The sequence below is a fragment of the Thioalkalivibrio sp. HL-Eb18 genome (assembly GCF_000364985.1).
In the GTDB taxonomy this organism is placed as follows: Bacteria; Pseudomonadota; Gammaproteobacteria; order Ectothiorhodospirales; family Ectothiorhodospiraceae; genus Thioalkalivibrio.
The window spans coordinates 12,328-26,987 of record NZ_KB822979.1 but is presented as its reverse complement, the minus strand read 5'-3'; the positions used below and the strand labels follow the sequence as shown (position 1 = coordinate 26,987).

At 65.6% G+C, this 14,660-nt stretch carries 9 protein-coding genes and 2 tRNA genes; 3 read left to right on the top strand and 8 right to left on the bottom strand.

Features of this window, described 5'->3' with window-relative positions; all coding sequences use genetic code 11:
* Positions 1 to 49: 49 nt before the first annotated feature.
* Positions 50 to 226, top strand: coding sequence for a PLDc N-terminal domain-containing protein (locus tag F813_RS14225; RefSeq protein ID WP_012982968.1), 177 nt, complete (start codon positions 50 to 52; stop codon positions 224 to 226).
* Here F813_RS14225 and F813_RS0112715 read toward each other — a convergent pair.
* On the bottom strand, positions 152 to 1,711 hold the full coding sequence (locus tag F813_RS0112715) for a MinD/ParA family protein (RefSeq protein WP_017926849.1): 1,560 nt from the start codon (positions 1,709 to 1,711) through the stop codon (positions 152 to 154). The genes F813_RS14225 and F813_RS0112715 overlap by 75 nt on opposite strands.
* Positions 1,712 to 1,900: 189 nt before the next feature.
* On the opposite strand from F813_RS0112715, the gene F813_RS0112710 reads away from it, so the two are divergent.
* Both F813_RS0112710 and F813_RS0112705 read left to right on the top strand, forming a co-directional pair.
* Positions 1,901 to 4,012, top strand: a complete 2,112-nt coding sequence (locus tag F813_RS0112710; RefSeq protein ID WP_017926848.1) for an HDOD domain-containing protein — start codon at positions 1,901 to 1,903, stop codon at positions 4,010 to 4,012.
* A gap of 37 nt (positions 4,013 to 4,049) precedes the next feature.
* The gene (locus F813_RS0112705) at positions 4,050 to 6,173 is read left to right on the top strand and encodes an EAL domain-containing protein (protein WP_017926847.1); all 2,124 of its coding nucleotides are present in this window, start codon (positions 4,050 to 4,052) and stop codon (positions 6,171 to 6,173) included.
* Positions 6,174 to 6,208: 35 nt separating this feature from the next.
* Here the strand turns inward: F813_RS0112705 and F813_RS0112700 are convergent, their stop codons facing one another.
* The 7 genes from F813_RS0112700 to uvrC form a co-directional block, all read right to left on the bottom strand.
* Complete coding sequence (locus tag F813_RS0112700) at positions 6,209 to 8,737, bottom strand: EAL domain-containing protein (RefSeq protein ID WP_017926846.1); 2,529 nt, start codon at positions 8,735 to 8,737, stop codon at positions 6,209 to 6,211.
* Between the two features lie 132 nt (positions 8,738 to 8,869).
* Entirely contained in the window at positions 8,870 to 10,000 is a 1,131-nt protein-coding gene (locus F813_RS0112695; RefSeq protein WP_017926845.1) for a glycerate kinase, read from the bottom strand.
* 13 nt (positions 10,001 to 10,013) lie between these two features.
* Positions 10,014 to 11,375 (bottom strand): GntP family permease, encoded by a 1,362-nt coding sequence (locus F813_RS0112690; protein ID WP_017926844.1) that lies wholly within the window; start codon positions 11,373 to 11,375, stop codon positions 10,014 to 10,016.
* A 158-nt stretch (positions 11,376 to 11,533) separates the two neighbouring features.
* Positions 11,534 to 11,607: transfer RNA gene (locus tag F813_RS0112685), tRNA-Cys, on the bottom strand.
* 98 nt (positions 11,608 to 11,705) lie between these two features.
* Positions 11,706 to 11,781: transfer RNA gene (locus F813_RS0112680), tRNA-Gly, on the bottom strand.
* Positions 11,782 to 11,855: 74 nt separating this feature from the next.
* Positions 11,856 to 12,407 (bottom strand): CDP-diacylglycerol--glycerol-3-phosphate 3-phosphatidyltransferase, encoded by a 552-nt coding sequence (pgsA, locus tag F813_RS0112675; RefSeq protein WP_017926843.1) that lies wholly within the window; start codon positions 12,405 to 12,407, stop codon positions 11,856 to 11,858.
* Between the two features lie 298 nt (positions 12,408 to 12,705).
* Positions 12,706 to 14,529, bottom strand: coding sequence for an excinuclease ABC subunit UvrC (gene uvrC, locus F813_RS0112670; protein ID WP_017926842.1), 1,824 nt, complete (start codon positions 14,527 to 14,529; stop codon positions 12,706 to 12,708).
* Positions 14,530 to 14,660: the final 131 nt, after the last annotated feature.

Genomic DNA, 14,660 nt, shown 5'->3' with positions numbered 1-14,660 from the left:
ATGGTGCTACGCTCAACGGACACGGCACTCGCGCCGACAAGGAGCCCCCATGGGTATCGAAGTCACCGGAATTCTCGGCCTGATCTGGCTGATCATCGTGATCTGGGCCATCGTCCGCACCGCGCAAAGCCCGGCCGGCCCGATGGTCAAGCTACTGTGGATTCTGATCCTGCTGTTCCTGCCCGTAGCGGGGCTGATCGCCTGGCTCCTCCTCGGGCCCAAGTAGCCCGGAAGACGGATCGGTCGAATCATCGCCGTTCGGATTGCGGATGGTCGGGGACGGCGGGCCGCCGTCCCCGCGCCGTTCCAGCTGCTCGATCAGTAGCTGGCCCTCGTCGCGGGAGTCGCGCAGCCACTGCAGCAGGTCCTGCTGCGAACCGAACACCGCCACATCCACCCGGTGTATGGCATCGGGTTTCGGGATCGGTATCGGGCGCTCGCTCGCGGCAAGCGGGCCGTAGCGGCCAAAATCGGGCGTCACCACGTTCTCGGGAAGGTCCGGGGAGGCGGCAGCCGCTCTGGAGCCCCCCTGTTCCAGCCGCACGCCGATGCGCTCGAGTGCACCTTCGCTGGTCGCGGGGTGTTGGAGTAGCCATTCGATCAGCGCCTCCGGGTCTACCGCGGGGATGCCAAAGCGATCGCGATAGTCGGCCTCCAGCGTCTGGATCCACTCGGCCAGCGCACAGGGCTCGTCGAGCATGCTCGCCAGGGCACGAAATTCCCGCCGCAGGGTCTCGAACCGCTTCTTCACCTCACTGCCGGACTCCGGTGCCGGGGCGTCCGTACCCGAAGTGCCAACCTGTTCGGCAAGCGGCGGCTCCGACGGTGCCTCATCCGACCCGGCGTCAACCGTCACTTGCGCGGTCGATGCGGGTTTGCGCAGTAGATGCCGGAACCAGAAACGGCTGAACGAGGCCTGGTTCGAGGGATCCCAGTTGAGATCGTTCAGCGCCTGTGCCAGCCGCTGAAACGGACGCACTGACGGGTCATGCTCCGAAAACATCGCCACGGGGTGTTGCAGGGTCACCGCCGCACGCAGGCTCTCGTCGCGCTGAATGAACCCGAGAAAGCCCACCGAGATCTTCAGATACTTCTCCACCGCACCGCTGAAGCGCTGATACACCGCACGCGCCTCACTGATGTCGGCCACCATGTTCACGACCACCTGACAGGTGAGCGGATACCGCCGCAGCGCGACCTTCAGCAGCGAAAAGGCATCGGTAAGCGAGGTCGGCTCCGGCGTAATGACCAGCAGGACCTGGTGCCCGGCGGCGACGAAATCCAGGGTGGTATCGCCAATCCCCGCGGCGGTATCCAGGATCAAGTCATCGAAATGCTGCTCGATCCGCGCCAGTTCGGTCACCAGCCGCCGCTGCCGGGCCGCCGACAACTCCACGCAATCGCGGATACCCGAGGCACCGGGAATGACTTTCAGGCCATGGGGCCCTTCGAGCAGGACCTCCTCGACGGGACACGCCCCCGTCAGGACCTCGGCCAGTCCCTTTTGCGGGTGCAGCCCCAGCAGGATGTTCACATTGGCAAGCCCCGTGTCGGCATCCAGGATGCAGACGCGGCGTCCCGCCCGGGCCAGGGTAATCCCGAGGTTGACCGCGATACTGGACTTGCCCACGCCACCCTTGCCACTGGTCACCGTCAGGACACGGGGGTGAGCTGGCTGGACCCGAGTCGTGCCGGACTGCCTGTCAATCATGGGCTTCAAGCTTCCTGCCTCCGAAGTGGCCTCACGGGATTGGCCTCACGCACGCCTAACGTCTCGTCTACTGGAATCGCTGGCGCAACGCAAGCCCCGGCAGTATAGTCGGGAACCAGGGCGACACGCCGCGAACCAGCAACGGATCGGGGCAATGCAAGGGCACCCTATCGGGTCCCGGGGAGGAGCATGGCCACGGCGCATACGGCAACGGACACTATCCCCAGCCTGCCACAGGCCCTGACGTCCGTTCTCGATGCGGGCCAGGCAGCAGAGGCGGATTTCGAGGCCCTAAGCCGAGCCATTCTGCGCGACACCGGTATGACCACGCGCCTTCTCGCGGCGGCCAACTCCCCGTTCTACTATCGCGGCTCGCCGTGTCGCACCATCGACCGGGCCTTGTTCAGCCTGGGTCTGGACACCGTGCGCAGCCTCGCGCTGACTGCCGCGATTCAGCAGCTGTTCGGCCGCTACCAGCCCAAGCGCACCAGCGCGCTGCGGATCATCTGGCGCCGTGCGCTGACCACCGCCATGCTCGGCCAGGTCCTTGCCTCCCTGACACGCCACCCGCGGCCCGAAGACGCGTATCTGGCCGGGCTGCTGGTAGACCTCGGCAAGCTGATGCGACTGGCCACCGACGAAGCCCGCTACTGGCCTCTGCTCGAGGCCAGCGCTGACGCGCGCGAGCTGGTCTCCCGCGAACAGGAGACCTACGGTCAGCACCATGCCGAGCTGGCCGTCGAACACCTGGACCGATGGGGTTTGGACGGGTTCGTTACCGATGCCGTGCGTTTCCACCTGGAGCCCACGGCACAAGTGCGCGATGCACATCATCTGGTCAAGATTGTTCATCTTGCCAGCTTCCTTGGTCACGAGCCGCCCGATGCCATCGGCGACCCGGCCCTGGCCGCCGCCCACGATCTGTTCGGGCTCAATGACGGCCTGACGCGAGAACTGCGCAACCGCATCGAAGAGGATGTCGAGCGGGTCGCGGGCTCTCTGGGGATCGAACTGGATGCGGGACCCGAGGCCGCCAAAGAGGCAGCGCCTCATCCCGATCAGGTCGCGCGCGAGGCGCTGGGGATGCGGGTGCGGGACCTCACGGAACTGGAACGGCTTACAGGTGCGTTGCGCGCCTCGCGGACCCCCCGAGAGCATTGTCTGGCCGCCCAGCGAACCCTGTTTCTCACTCTGGGTGTCGACCACAGCCTGGTGTTCCTGACCGACGCCGACGGCGCCTCGGTATCCGCCTGGCTCGGTGAGGAAGACGAGCCCGACTTCACCCTGCCCCTGCTGCCGGGACGGAGCCTTGTGACCGACACCCTGCTGGACCGCGAGATGCGCCAGCACGAACTCGACGGCGAGACACCCACACCGGTCGTCGACCAGCAGCTGTTCCGGCTCTGCGGTGGAGAGGTGATCTGGGCCTTCCCTCTGCTGGCGGATGCCAACTCCTCGCCCGCAGGGGTACTGATCCTGGGACTGGACCGAAAACGTGCCCAGACCCTGGAACCCCGAACCGGATTTGTCCAGGCCCTGGCGCGCGAGATTGCACGCGCACTGTGCACCCCGCAGTCCGATCCGTCCGAACAAGCGCATACCGACGATACAACACAGGAGCGAATCCGCGAGACTCTGCACGAGGCGGGCAACCCCCTCAGCATCATCCAGAATTATCTGGGTGTGCTGAACACCAAGCTGGGTGATGGGCACGAGGCCAGCCACGAACTGGCCCTGATCAAGGAGGAAATTGATCGCGTAGGCCGCATCCTGCTCCGTCTAAAGGAACCCGACCAGGCAGCGGACGGGCCACCGTCCACGCTCAACCGACTGGTCCAGGACGTGGCCGACATCGTGGATCGCTCGCTTTGCCGCACGCGAGGCATCCGCCTGGAACTGGATCTTGCACCCGGCGATCCGCCCTTGTCTGTCCCCAGCGACCATGTGCGCCAGATTCTGACGAATCTGCTCAAAAACGCCGCCGAGGCGCTGCAGTCAGGGGGTGTCATTCGGCTGCAGACCCGCGACCCCGAGAGCTTCAATGGGACCAGCGTGGTGGCACTGGTGGTCGCCGACGACGGTCCCGGGCTTCCTCCGGGGGTCCGCGCGGCCCATTATCGCCCGGTAGAATCAGACAAGGGCGAGGGGCACGCCGGGCTGGGCCTGAGTATTGTCCGGCGCCTGGCGGACGAGATCGGCGCTCACATCCAGTGCGACAGCGGCCGCGAAGGAACGCAGTTCGAGATTCGGCTCCCCCATCGCGAGGCCGAAACCGGAGCCCTCGGGGCGGGACAGGGATAGCCCCCGCGATGATGCGAGACAACGGCGGGACCCGCACATGAACGAACCCGACACACCACAAACCCCTCGCATCCTCGTCGTCGACGACGACCCGCGCCTCCTGGAAAGCGTGCGCCAGCTGCTGGAACTGCAAGAGTTCAACGTGGAAACCGCCCTGGGGGGCGGCAGCGCCATTGAGGCCCTGCGACGGGATCCGCCCGATCTCCTGCTGCTCGATCTGTGCATGCCGGAACTGGGGGGGCGTGATGTACTGCGCTTCATCCAGGCCGCAGGGCTCACGGTCCCTGTGGTGGTCATCAGCGGCAACACCTCGGTGGACGATGTCGCCGGCGCCCTGCGCGACGGGGCCTCCGACTATCTGAAAAAGCCCTATCAGCCCGACGAACTGCTGGCAACCGTCCGCAATGCCCTGCACAAGAAAGAGCTGGAAGACGCCAACCGCCACATGCGGGCACGCCTGGAGCGTTCCGAGCGCCTGCACCGGCTGATCGTCAACAACTCGCCGGACATCGTGTTCATCCTGGATCGCGAAGGTCGTTTTCGTTTCGTGAACTCCCGTGTCCACGAGTTGCTCGGCTACTCCCGCCAGGACCTGCTGGATACCCGCGTCCTGGACCTGGTCGAAGCCGACGACCACGAGAAGGCGGAGTATTTCTTCGAGCAGGCCGGGCGCAGCCATGCCCATATCCGCTCCGTGGAACTCGCGCTCAAGCCACGGGAGATGGCCCGCACCCGGCGCTATTTCGAGGTCGCGGTCTGGCCGACGGCGGCCAGCGACGATACGGGTGGCGAGACCCTGGTCTACGGAACCGCCCGCGACATCACCGACCGCAAGGAGTCGGAGGCCTTCATCAACTTCCAGGCCTACCACGACCTGCTCACCCGGCTGCCCAACCGCGCCCTGTTCCGCGACCGGGTCGATGTGGCCATTGCCCAGGCGCAGCGCCAGGGTCACCCCCTGGCCGTGATGTTCATCGACCTCAACCGCTTCAAGGTCATCAACGATTCGCTGGGGCACACCATTGGTGACCGCCTGCTGCAGGCCGTCGCCCAGCGCCTGCTGGGCTGCATTCGCAAAGGGGATACGCTGTCGCGCTTCGGAGGCGACGAATTCACCCTGCTACTCCCGTATATCAGCAGCCAGGAGGCCGCAGTCGAGGTAGCCGAGAAGATTCTGGAAAGCCTCACTGCGCCATTCCACCTGGGAGGTGACCACGAGCTGTATGTCGGGGCCAGCATCGGGATCGCAATCTACCCCGACGGGGGCGACACACTAGAGGCCCTGATCCGGCATGCCGACATCGCGATGTACCGGGAAAAGCACACGGGCAAGAATGGCATCCGCCTGTTCGCACCGGAGATGCATGGCAACACACCACACCGCCTGCAGCTCGAGCAGGACCTGCGCAAGGCCCTGGAGCGCGAAGAGTTCCACATCCTCTACCAGCCGCAGGTCGATGGCGAAACAGGGCAACTCCTGGGTGTCGAGGCGTTGATTCGCTGGAATCACCCCGATCGTGGCATGCTGGGCCCGGCCGAGTTCATCCCGGTCGCCGAAGACACTCGCCTGATTATCGACCTCGATCGCGCAACCCTGCGCAACGCCCTCGGCGACATACGCGCGGCCCATCAACATGTACCCAACCTGCGCCTGGCGGTAAACCTGTCGCCGGTGCTGATCGAGCGAGACGACTTTGTCGACGGCGTACTGGGATTGCTGGTCGAGACCGGCTTCCCCGCAGAGCTGCTGGAGATCGAGATCACCGAGAGCCTGTTGATGAGCGACACCCACGATACCGTGGCCAAGCTCAACCGCCTGTGCGAGGCCGGCGTGCAGGTGGCGGTGGATGACTTTGGCACCGGTTATTCGTCGCTGAGCTATCTGCAGAAGCTGCCGGTCCACACCCTGAAGATCGATCGCAGCTTCACCCACACCATCTGTATCGAGGGGGAGGCCTGTATCGTCAACGCGATCGTATCGATGGCGCGCGGCCTGCAGATGAATATCGTCGCGGAGGGCGTGGAAACCGCGGCCCAGCAGGAATATCTGCGCCGTCTTGGCTGCCCGATGATGCAGGGCTTTCTGTTCGGCCATCCCTCCCCGCTCGCGGACCTGTTGCAGCGGGAATCGGACTTCGGGCGTCGAACCGTCCGATCCTGAGTCCGGTTAGAGCGACGCCTCTCCGTCGCGGCCGGCTATGCGCCGATGCCTTGCAGGGCATTATCGGCCGGGGCCGGGCGCCCCAGCAGGTAGCCCTGCCCGAAACGACAGCCCTCGCGCAGCAGGAACGCTTGCTGGCCCGCCTCTTCCACACCCTCGGCAATCAGGTCCAGCCCCAGTGCGTCGGCCAGGGCAATGATGGCGCGAATGATCGATTCGTTATTGCGCGAATGTCCAATATCCCGGACCAGTGACTGGTCGATCTTCAATCGCCGCAGCGGCAGGCGCCGCAGATGCGCGAGGTTGGAATAGCCCGCACCGAAGTCATCCATGGCCAGGGTGATGCCCAGTGTCTCCAGGCGGTGCAGCACGGCCAGTGCTCGCTCCGGCTGCTCCATGATCATGGTCTCGGTCAGTTCCAGCTCCAGCCGGTCGGGCTCCAGACCGTGATGTTCGAGGATATCCTGAACTGCTGCCACCAGCGTCTCGTCGTGCAACTCCCGGGCCGAGAGGTTCACCGCCACGGCCGGCACATCTCGGCCTTCCTGGTCCCATTGCTCCAGCTGGGCACAGGCCGCGTTCAAGACCCAGCGGTCGATGGCCTGGATCATCCCGGTCTCTTCCGCCAGCGGGATGAATTCCGCCGGAGATACCATGCCGCGCTGTGGATGACGCCAGCGCACCAGCGCCTCCATCCCCACAAGCCGGCCCGACTGCATCTCCAGCTGCGGCTGAAAGTAGAGCAGCAGTTCGTCGTTTGCAATCGCGCTGCGCAGGTCGTTCTCCAGGAACAGGCGATGTTCCGTCTGCGCCCCCATTCCGGGTTCGTAGACATGCCAGGTATCCCCGCCGACGCTGCGCGAGGCCGCCATTGCGAGCTCCGCGGCGGTCAGCAACTCGTCACGCGTGCTGCCATGTTCGGGGAACGTCGCCAACCCGACGCTCGCCGTGGTGACCAGCGCACGCCCACCGATAGCGCAGGGTTCGCGCAAGGTTTCCAGTAGCTGCTCGAGGAAGGCCTCGGTGCCACCATCCATCGGCGGGTTCTCGATAATCAGGCAGAACTCGTCTGCCCCCACGCGAGACACCGTATCCTGCGGCCCCAGCAACGCCCCAAGCCGTTCCGCCATACCTTCCAGCACGCGGTCGCCCGCCGACGTGCCCAGGGTCTCGTTTACATTGCGGAAGCGATCCAGGTCGACCAGCACCACCCAGCGTGCAAGACCATCGGCCATCGCACGTTCCAGGGTGTGTCCCAGCCGGTCGTGCAACAGCACGCGGTTCGGGAGGCCTGTACGCGCGTCGTAGTGGGCCATCTGCCGCAGCGCTTCTTTCTGCTCCATGCTCGCGGTGAGATCCGTCCAGCTGCCGACCACCTCGGCCCCGCGCTGTCCCTGGTTGCCCCCCGGGATGATCCGCATCTCGTCGCGGATATGGCGCAGCTTGCCCCAGCCGTCGAACAGGCGCAGTTCCCGGACCATGTGGCGCTCTTCCAGCAGGCGCCGGTTTTCGCGCATGGCGGTAGGCCGGTCGTCCGGGTGGATTTGCCGCTCCCACCAGCCCGGTTGCAGCGCCGTTGCCGGAGCAAACCCAAACAGTCTCTCGAAGTTACCGCTTACCCAAAGCGGCTTGAAATCCAGCGCATTGAGTTGATAGAGCACGACCGGTCCGCTCTCGAGCAGGTGTTCGAGACGCTGATTGGCCTCGCGCAGGGCACGTGTCTGCGCGCGCACGGTGCGTCGCAACCAGACTGCCATCAGCCCCAGGGCAAGCGCGATCACCGCGGCAGCCGCCAGCGCCGACCGGGCCCACGTCGGGATTTCCCCCTCCCCGGCGGGTGGTTCCAGGGCCTGCTCCATCGCGTGCTGATAGGGCGAACCCGCCTCGCCCTTCCAGCGCTGGAGGTAGGCGTCGATCACCTCCAGTCGTTCATCCTGCCGCCCCGGCGCGGCGGCGTAGTAAAGGCCAATCTGGTCGAAGGTGATGGGGGTTTCCACCAGCAAATGCTGGCGTGCATGACGCCGCGCATAGAAGTTGTTGCTGATCGCGGCGTCGGCATCGCCCGCCGCGACAGCCGCCAGCACGGATTCCATATCGCCACGGGGTACGAGGGTCCACTCCAGGCCCGTGTCGAGTGCGTACTGGCGGAGATAGTCGGACTGAATCGATCCATCGAGTACCGCAAGTCGGAGGCCTTCCAGGGCTTCGATGCGATCCAGCCCCGAATCGACCGGCGCCAGCACCTGGCTCCATGCCTGGGCCACCGGTATCGAGTGAAACGCGAGGCTCTCGCGCCGCTCCGGCGTCAGCGCGACATCCGGCATCAGGTCGATCTCGCCAGCCTCCAGGGCCTCCAGACAGGCCGACCACTCGCACGAGACATACTCCAGCCGCCAGTGCTCACGCCGCGCGATGGCGTCCAGCAACTCGACAAACATGCCCCCTGCCGCCCCATCGTCACCCGTACCGATCTTGGGCACGTTCTCGTATAGCCCCACGCGCACGTGATCGTCCGCGCCGACCGCGGTCGACAGACACAGGGCCGCGACCAGAAGACTCACCATGGCCCATCCGCGCCCTGGCGTCCGTTTGCACTTGGTACCGGTGTTTAGTTCAGGCACGCCACGCCCCTGTGCGTTCGAGCCCGCATAGTGCCATGGATGGCCAGGCCACGGACCGCCCTTGTTATCCGTTCGTTAGCCCGATTGAGCCCCTCGCGCCGCCACCAGTGCGCGCGTACGCTCCATGATCCAGCGACCGGGCTCGTTCATCGCCTGCTCCAGCGTGATCGTGCCATCGCAAAGGGCGCGGGCATCCGTGAGCCCCACCGCCTCGAGTTCCTCCGAGGTCGCGTCAATGGCCCCGGCCACCGCGACGACCGGCACACAACAGCGCCGTGCCCTGCGGACCACCTCGGCCACGACCTTGCCATGGGCAGTCTGGCCGTCGACCTGTCCCTCGCCCGTAATCACCAGGTCGCTCCCGGCGATCGCCGCATCGAGATCAATCAGATCCGCCAGATACACCGCCCCCATGCGCGACTGCCCGCGCAGGACACATGCCAGCGCAAAACCCAGGCCACCGGCAGCACCCGCCCCGGGCATGGCCCCTGGACGGCGCAGCTCCCCCGCCGCGTCGATCGCCCGTTCCAGACGTGCCATATACGCATCCATGCGCCGGACATCGGACACGGCGACGCCTTTTTGTGGCCCGAACACGGCCGCAGCACCCCGGGCACCGGTCAACGGATTGTCGACATCGTTGAGCACCGTGATACGCAGCCCCGATAACCGCGGCTCCAGTTCGGAGAAGTCAGCACTCTCGAGGTGCTCAAGCCGCTCGGGCACGGGCTCCAGTTCGCACCCTTCACGGTCCCGGAAGCGCACCCCCAGCGCATGCAGCATACCGGCCCCGCCATCCACGGTGCCGCTGCCTCCAAGGCCGATCAGTACATGCCGGGCGCCCGCATCCAGTGCTGCCAGGATCAGATGCCCCACGCCACGGGTATCGAGCTTCCACGGATCACGCTCGGCCTCGGGTACCAGACCCAGCCCGCAGGCGGAGGCCACATCGATCACTGCACGCTGAGTGACATCATCACAGCCCCAGCCCGCCGAGACATGCTGCCCGCGCGGATCGCGCACATCGGAGAGGTGCCAGGCCCATCCCAGCGTGTGGCTGACCAGCTTCGCCGTCCCTTCTCCACCATCCGCCATCGGCAGGGCCCGGATACGGGTCGATGGACTCGCGGCGTGCACGCCGCGAGCCATCGCCTGGGCCACATCCTCCGCATCCAGACTGCCCTTGAAGCTGTCCGGACACAGCACGACCCGCCTCAGCTCAGACAAAGACAAGCCCCAGCAGGTAGATCACGATCATCGCGCTCACACCCTGCAACAGCGTGGCGGTCGTATAGGCCTTGTAGGCGGTCGACACCTTCATGCGGCTGAACTGGGTCACCACCCAGAAGAAGCTGTCGTTGGCATGCGAGACGGTCATCGCGCCCGCACCCACGGCCATCACGGCCAGCACCATGCCCATGTCGGAATCCAGGCCCAGCGCGGGCAGCAGCGGCGCCACCATACTGGAAGCGGCCACCAGTGCCACCGTCGACGAACCCTGCGCCGACTTGAGCGCAGCCGCCAGCAGGAACGGCACCAGCAGGCCCAGGCCCAGCCCGGTCAGCATGTCGCCGAGCTGGTCACCGATCGGCGTTTCCTGCAGAACCGAGCCAAACGCGCCGCCCGCCCCGGTGATCAACAGGATCGGGGCCGCGAGCAGAACCGCATCGACCGTCATCTGGTGGAAACGCCCGCGCTTGTCGCCGCCCTTGACCAGCAGCAGGGCGAACACCACGCCAATGGCCAGCGCGACGACCGGCTGGCCGAGGAAGATCAGTGCCGCCGCGAATGTGCCGGGATCGACTTCTCGAGTGGCCAGGGACGCGATCGAGCCGATGGAGATCAGGATGATCGGTGCCAGGATCGGCATGAACGCGGCCAGGGTCGTGGGCGGATTGGCCAGGTCGGGCTCCGGCTTCTTCACCTCCTGACCGGTCGCCTCCTCGATCGGGTCCGGCTCCAGCAGCTCGTCGTCGTTCGCGTGGGTATAGCGGCTGGCCCAGAGCCAGCCAACCGCGGCCGCCACGGCGGCCACCACGAGACCGAACAGGATCACCAGCCCCAGCGCATCGGCAATCCCGATGTTGCTGGCTGCGGCGATCGGGCCCGGCGTCGGCGGAACAAAGTTGTGCGTGGCGAACAGGCCCGTCGCCAGCGCGACACTCATCGCCACCATGGACACGCCGGCCTTCTTCGCCAGCGCGTTCTTCAGGGAGTTCAGGATCACGTAGCCCGAGTCGCAGAACACCGGGATCGACACGATGTAGCCGATGATTGTGGCCGTGAGGTTCGGGAATCGATCCGACAACGCGCGGATGATTGCCTCCGCCATCACGATCGCCGCCCCGGTGCGATCCAGGATCACCCCGATGATCGTGCCCAGCGCGATCACGATCCCGATATAGCCCAGCGTCCCGCCAAAACCGTCGTTGATGACGCTGATCGCCTCTTTCGGGGCAATACCCCCGATCAGCGCCATCACAAAGGCCGCCAGCAACAGGGCAAGGAAGGGGTGGACTCGCAGCTTCACGGTGGCGAACACCAGCGCCGCCACGACGATAATCAGGCCAATAATCAGCATCTCGCGTCCTCGTCTTGTTGTGGTTATCGAGTTAAGAGCATAGACCCTGTAACCCGTCTTGGGACGAGAAATTCCATACTGGATTCAATCCGCGCTCGCACGACAGACCGACAAAAGAAAAGGCCGCCCGAAGGCGGCCCTGGCGTGAAGCACGATGATGGAGGCTGGGGTCGGAATCGAACCGGCGTACACGGATTTGCAGTCCGCTGCATAACCACTCTGCCACCCAGCCTGTATCGGGTGGGTCCCGGCCCGCATGATGCCCGCGTGATGCGACAGGCGGCAGCCGAAACAGAAAACCCCGGCCGAACCGGGGTTTCACGAATCTGTTGGAGCGGGAAACGAGATTCGAACTCGCGACCCCAACCTTGGCAAGGTTGTGCTCTACCAGCTGAGCTATTCCCGCTCTTCGTTAACGGCGCGTATTCTACCGCACCGGGGGTGAACGTCAATACCCCACCGGCGTTTCCGTGCGGCCGATCAGCGCCCGCGCGCGGCCGCCAGCATGTACTGCACCATCGAGACCAGCGTCAGGACGGCCGCCAGATACAGCAGCCATTCACCGATCGCGAAAATCGGCAACCCGGCGACCGGCTCCGCCCACAGCAGCAGGAAGATTGCCACCATCTGGGCGGTGGTCTTGACCTTGCCGACCCAGGATACGGCCACCTTCGCGCTGGCGCCCACCTCGGCCATCCATTCGCGCAGGGCCGAGATCGCGATCTCGCGCCCGATGATCACGACGGCCGCCAGTGCCAGACCCACACCCGGGTTGTGATCCACAACCAGGACCAGCGCGGCGGCCACAATCAGCTTGTCCGCCACGGGATCGAGGAAGGCCCCAAAGCGGGTGGTCACCTCCCAGCGCCGGGCCAGGTAGCCGTCCGCCCAGTCGGTGATCGCGGCGAGCGCAAAGACAATGGCGGCCACGATGCCGGCCGTAGGCATCGGCAGGGCATAGAACACGACGATCAGCAGCGGGATCATCACGATCCGCGACCAGGTCAGCCAGTTGGGGAGTTCACGGATCATCTGCTGGTCAGCCCCAGGGAAACACTGATTAATGTACACGCTCGTGCTCGAGTCGCTTTTGCGTGCGAACAAGGCGCGGTGACTGCCGTGCAGTCATTCTGCACAAGGGAACCGCAACGCCGTTCCCACGCCCGTTTTTGATAACAACGGGAGGCCGAGCCCCTTCGGGGTTGGCACCCCAGGTTCCCCGATCCGGCGTTGCGGCACTTGCCGGTAGAACCACTACCGGCTGCGCACCGCGCCTTGTCTCGGAAAACCTGGGGTGCCAACACGAGTGTGTACATTAATCAGTGTTTCCCTAGTGAAACTGGTCGTAAATCGCCTGCGCGAGCCGCCGGTGGATACCCGGCACCTTGGTCAGCTCGTCGACGCCGGCCCGGGCCACCCCGCGCAGCCCCCCGAAGTGGCGCAGCAACGCACTGCGGCGCTTCGGCCCCAGCCCCGGGATCGACTCCAGGGTCGATTCCTTGCGCGCTTTGGCCCGGCGCGCACGGTGCCCGGTGATCGCGAATCGATGGGCCTCGTCGCGGATCTGCTGGATCAGGTGCAGGGCACCCGAGTGCGCCGGGAGTATAGAGGGGGCCTCGACCCCGCTCAATATCAGAGTTTCCATACCCGGCCGGCGTTCCTCGCCCTTGGCGACGCCGATCACGCGGATGTGATCGAGCCCGAGGTCCGCCAGCACATTGAGCGCCTGCGTGACCTGCCCCTTGCCACCATCGATGAACAGGATGTCCGGCTCCTGACCTTCCCCCTTCTTCAGGCGGGCGAAGCGCCGGCTCAGCGCCTGATGCATTGCGGCGTAATCGTCGCCGGGCTCGATGCCGTCGATATTGAACCGCCGATAGTCGGATTTGATCGGCCCGTCAGGCCCGAACACCACGCAGGAGGCCACCGTGCGTTCGCCCCCGGTGTGCGAGATATCAAAGCATTCCATGCGCTTGGGCGGACTCTCCAGGTTCAGTTCGGCGGTGAGCGCGTCCAGGCGCGCGGTCTGCCCGGCCTGACTGGCAATGCGGGTCTTCAGCGCCAGTTCGGCATTGCGCCGCGCCATGTCCAGCCAGCGCGCCCGGTCGCCGCGCAGCGACCAGGCGAGCTGGACCTTGCGGCCGTTGCGCCGCTCCGACAGGAAGGCCTCCAGCGCCGGCGCGCCTTCCGGCTCGTGCGACAGCAACACGCGCGCCGGGGGTTCGCGTTCAGCGTAGTACTGCGCCAGCACTGCCGCCATGATCTCGCCGGTGTCAGTGGCCTCCGGCACGTTCGGGAACAGCTCGCGGTTGCCCAAGTTCTGCCCGCCGCGCACGAAGAAGATCTCCACGGCCACCGCGCCCGCCTCCTGCGCCAGCGCAATCACGTCGGCATCGCCCTCGCCGCCGGAGACAAACTGCTGCTCGGAGATCTGGCGCAGCCGCGCAATCTGGTCCCGCAGCCGGGCTGCATGCTCGAAGTCGAGACGTTCGGAGGCTGCCTCCATACGCTGCATCAGATCGGCGATCACCACCTCGCTCTTGCCCTGCAGGAACTGCACGGAGGACTCGACGTCGCGGGCGTACTCCTCGGGCGTGATATAGCCCACGCAGGGCGCCGTACAACGTCCGATCTGATACTGCAGACAAGGCCGGGAGCGGTGCGCGAACACGCTGTCCTCGCACTGACGGACCTGAAACAGCTTCTGCAGCAGCGCCAGGCTCTCGCGCACGGCCCCGGCGGACGGGTACGGGCCGAAATAGCGCACCCCCTTCTTTTTCGCGCCCCGGTGAAAACCCAGGCGCGGGTACTCCTGACTGGACACGAAGATGTAGGGGTAGCTCTTGTCGTCCCGCAGCAATACGTTGTAGCGCGGCCGGTGGCGCTTGATCAGGTTGGCCTCGAGCAGCAGGGCCTCGGCCTCGGTATGCGTGACCGCGACTCGGATGTCCGCGATCTGACGCACCATCGAGCGAATGCGCGGCCCACGATCGTCCGAACCGCGAAAGTAGCTGGCCACACGACTCCTGAGATTGCGTGCCTTGCCGACGTACAGCACGCCGCCGCTGGCATCCAGCATCTGATAGACACCGGGCGACTGCGTCAGCGTCTTCAGGAAGGCCTTGGAATCGAAACTGGTGTCGGAGGCACTCATGACAGCTTCAGGATACCGGAACAGCCAAGGAAGTCGGCCAAACCTGCAGGGCAACCGGGCGTGAGAGATGTCAGCAGAGGACGTTCAACGCCCTTCGCACGTCGGCACCTCGACACCTTTGGGCTCCACGC

Coding starts and splice junctions, on each gene's coding strand:
- F813_RS14225 (WP_012982968.1), top strand. CDS start 50: ATGGGTATCGAAGTCACCGGAATTCTCGGCCTGATCTGGCTGATCATC.
- F813_RS0112715 (WP_017926849.1), bottom strand. CDS start 1,711: ATGATTGACAGGCAGTCCGGCACGACTCGGGTCCAGCCAGCTCACCCC.
- F813_RS0112710 (WP_017926848.1), top strand. CDS start 1,901: ATGGCCACGGCGCATACGGCAACGGACACTATCCCCAGCCTGCCACAG.
- F813_RS0112705 (WP_017926847.1), top strand. CDS start 4,050: ATGAACGAACCCGACACACCACAAACCCCTCGCATCCTCGTCGTCGAC.
- F813_RS0112700 (WP_017926846.1), bottom strand. CDS start 8,737: ATGGTGAGTCTTCTGGTCGCGGCCCTGTGTCTGTCGACCGCGGTCGGC.
- F813_RS0112690 (WP_017926844.1), bottom strand. CDS start 11,375: ATGCTGATTATTGGCCTGATTATCGTCGTGGCGGCGCTGGTGTTCGCC.
- pgsA (WP_017926843.1), bottom strand. CDS start 12,407: ATGATCCGTGAACTCCCCAACTGGCTGACCTGGTCGCGGATCGTGATG.
- uvrC (WP_017926842.1), bottom strand. CDS start 14,529: ATGAGTGCCTCCGACACCAGTTTCGATTCCAAGGCCTTCCTGAAGACG.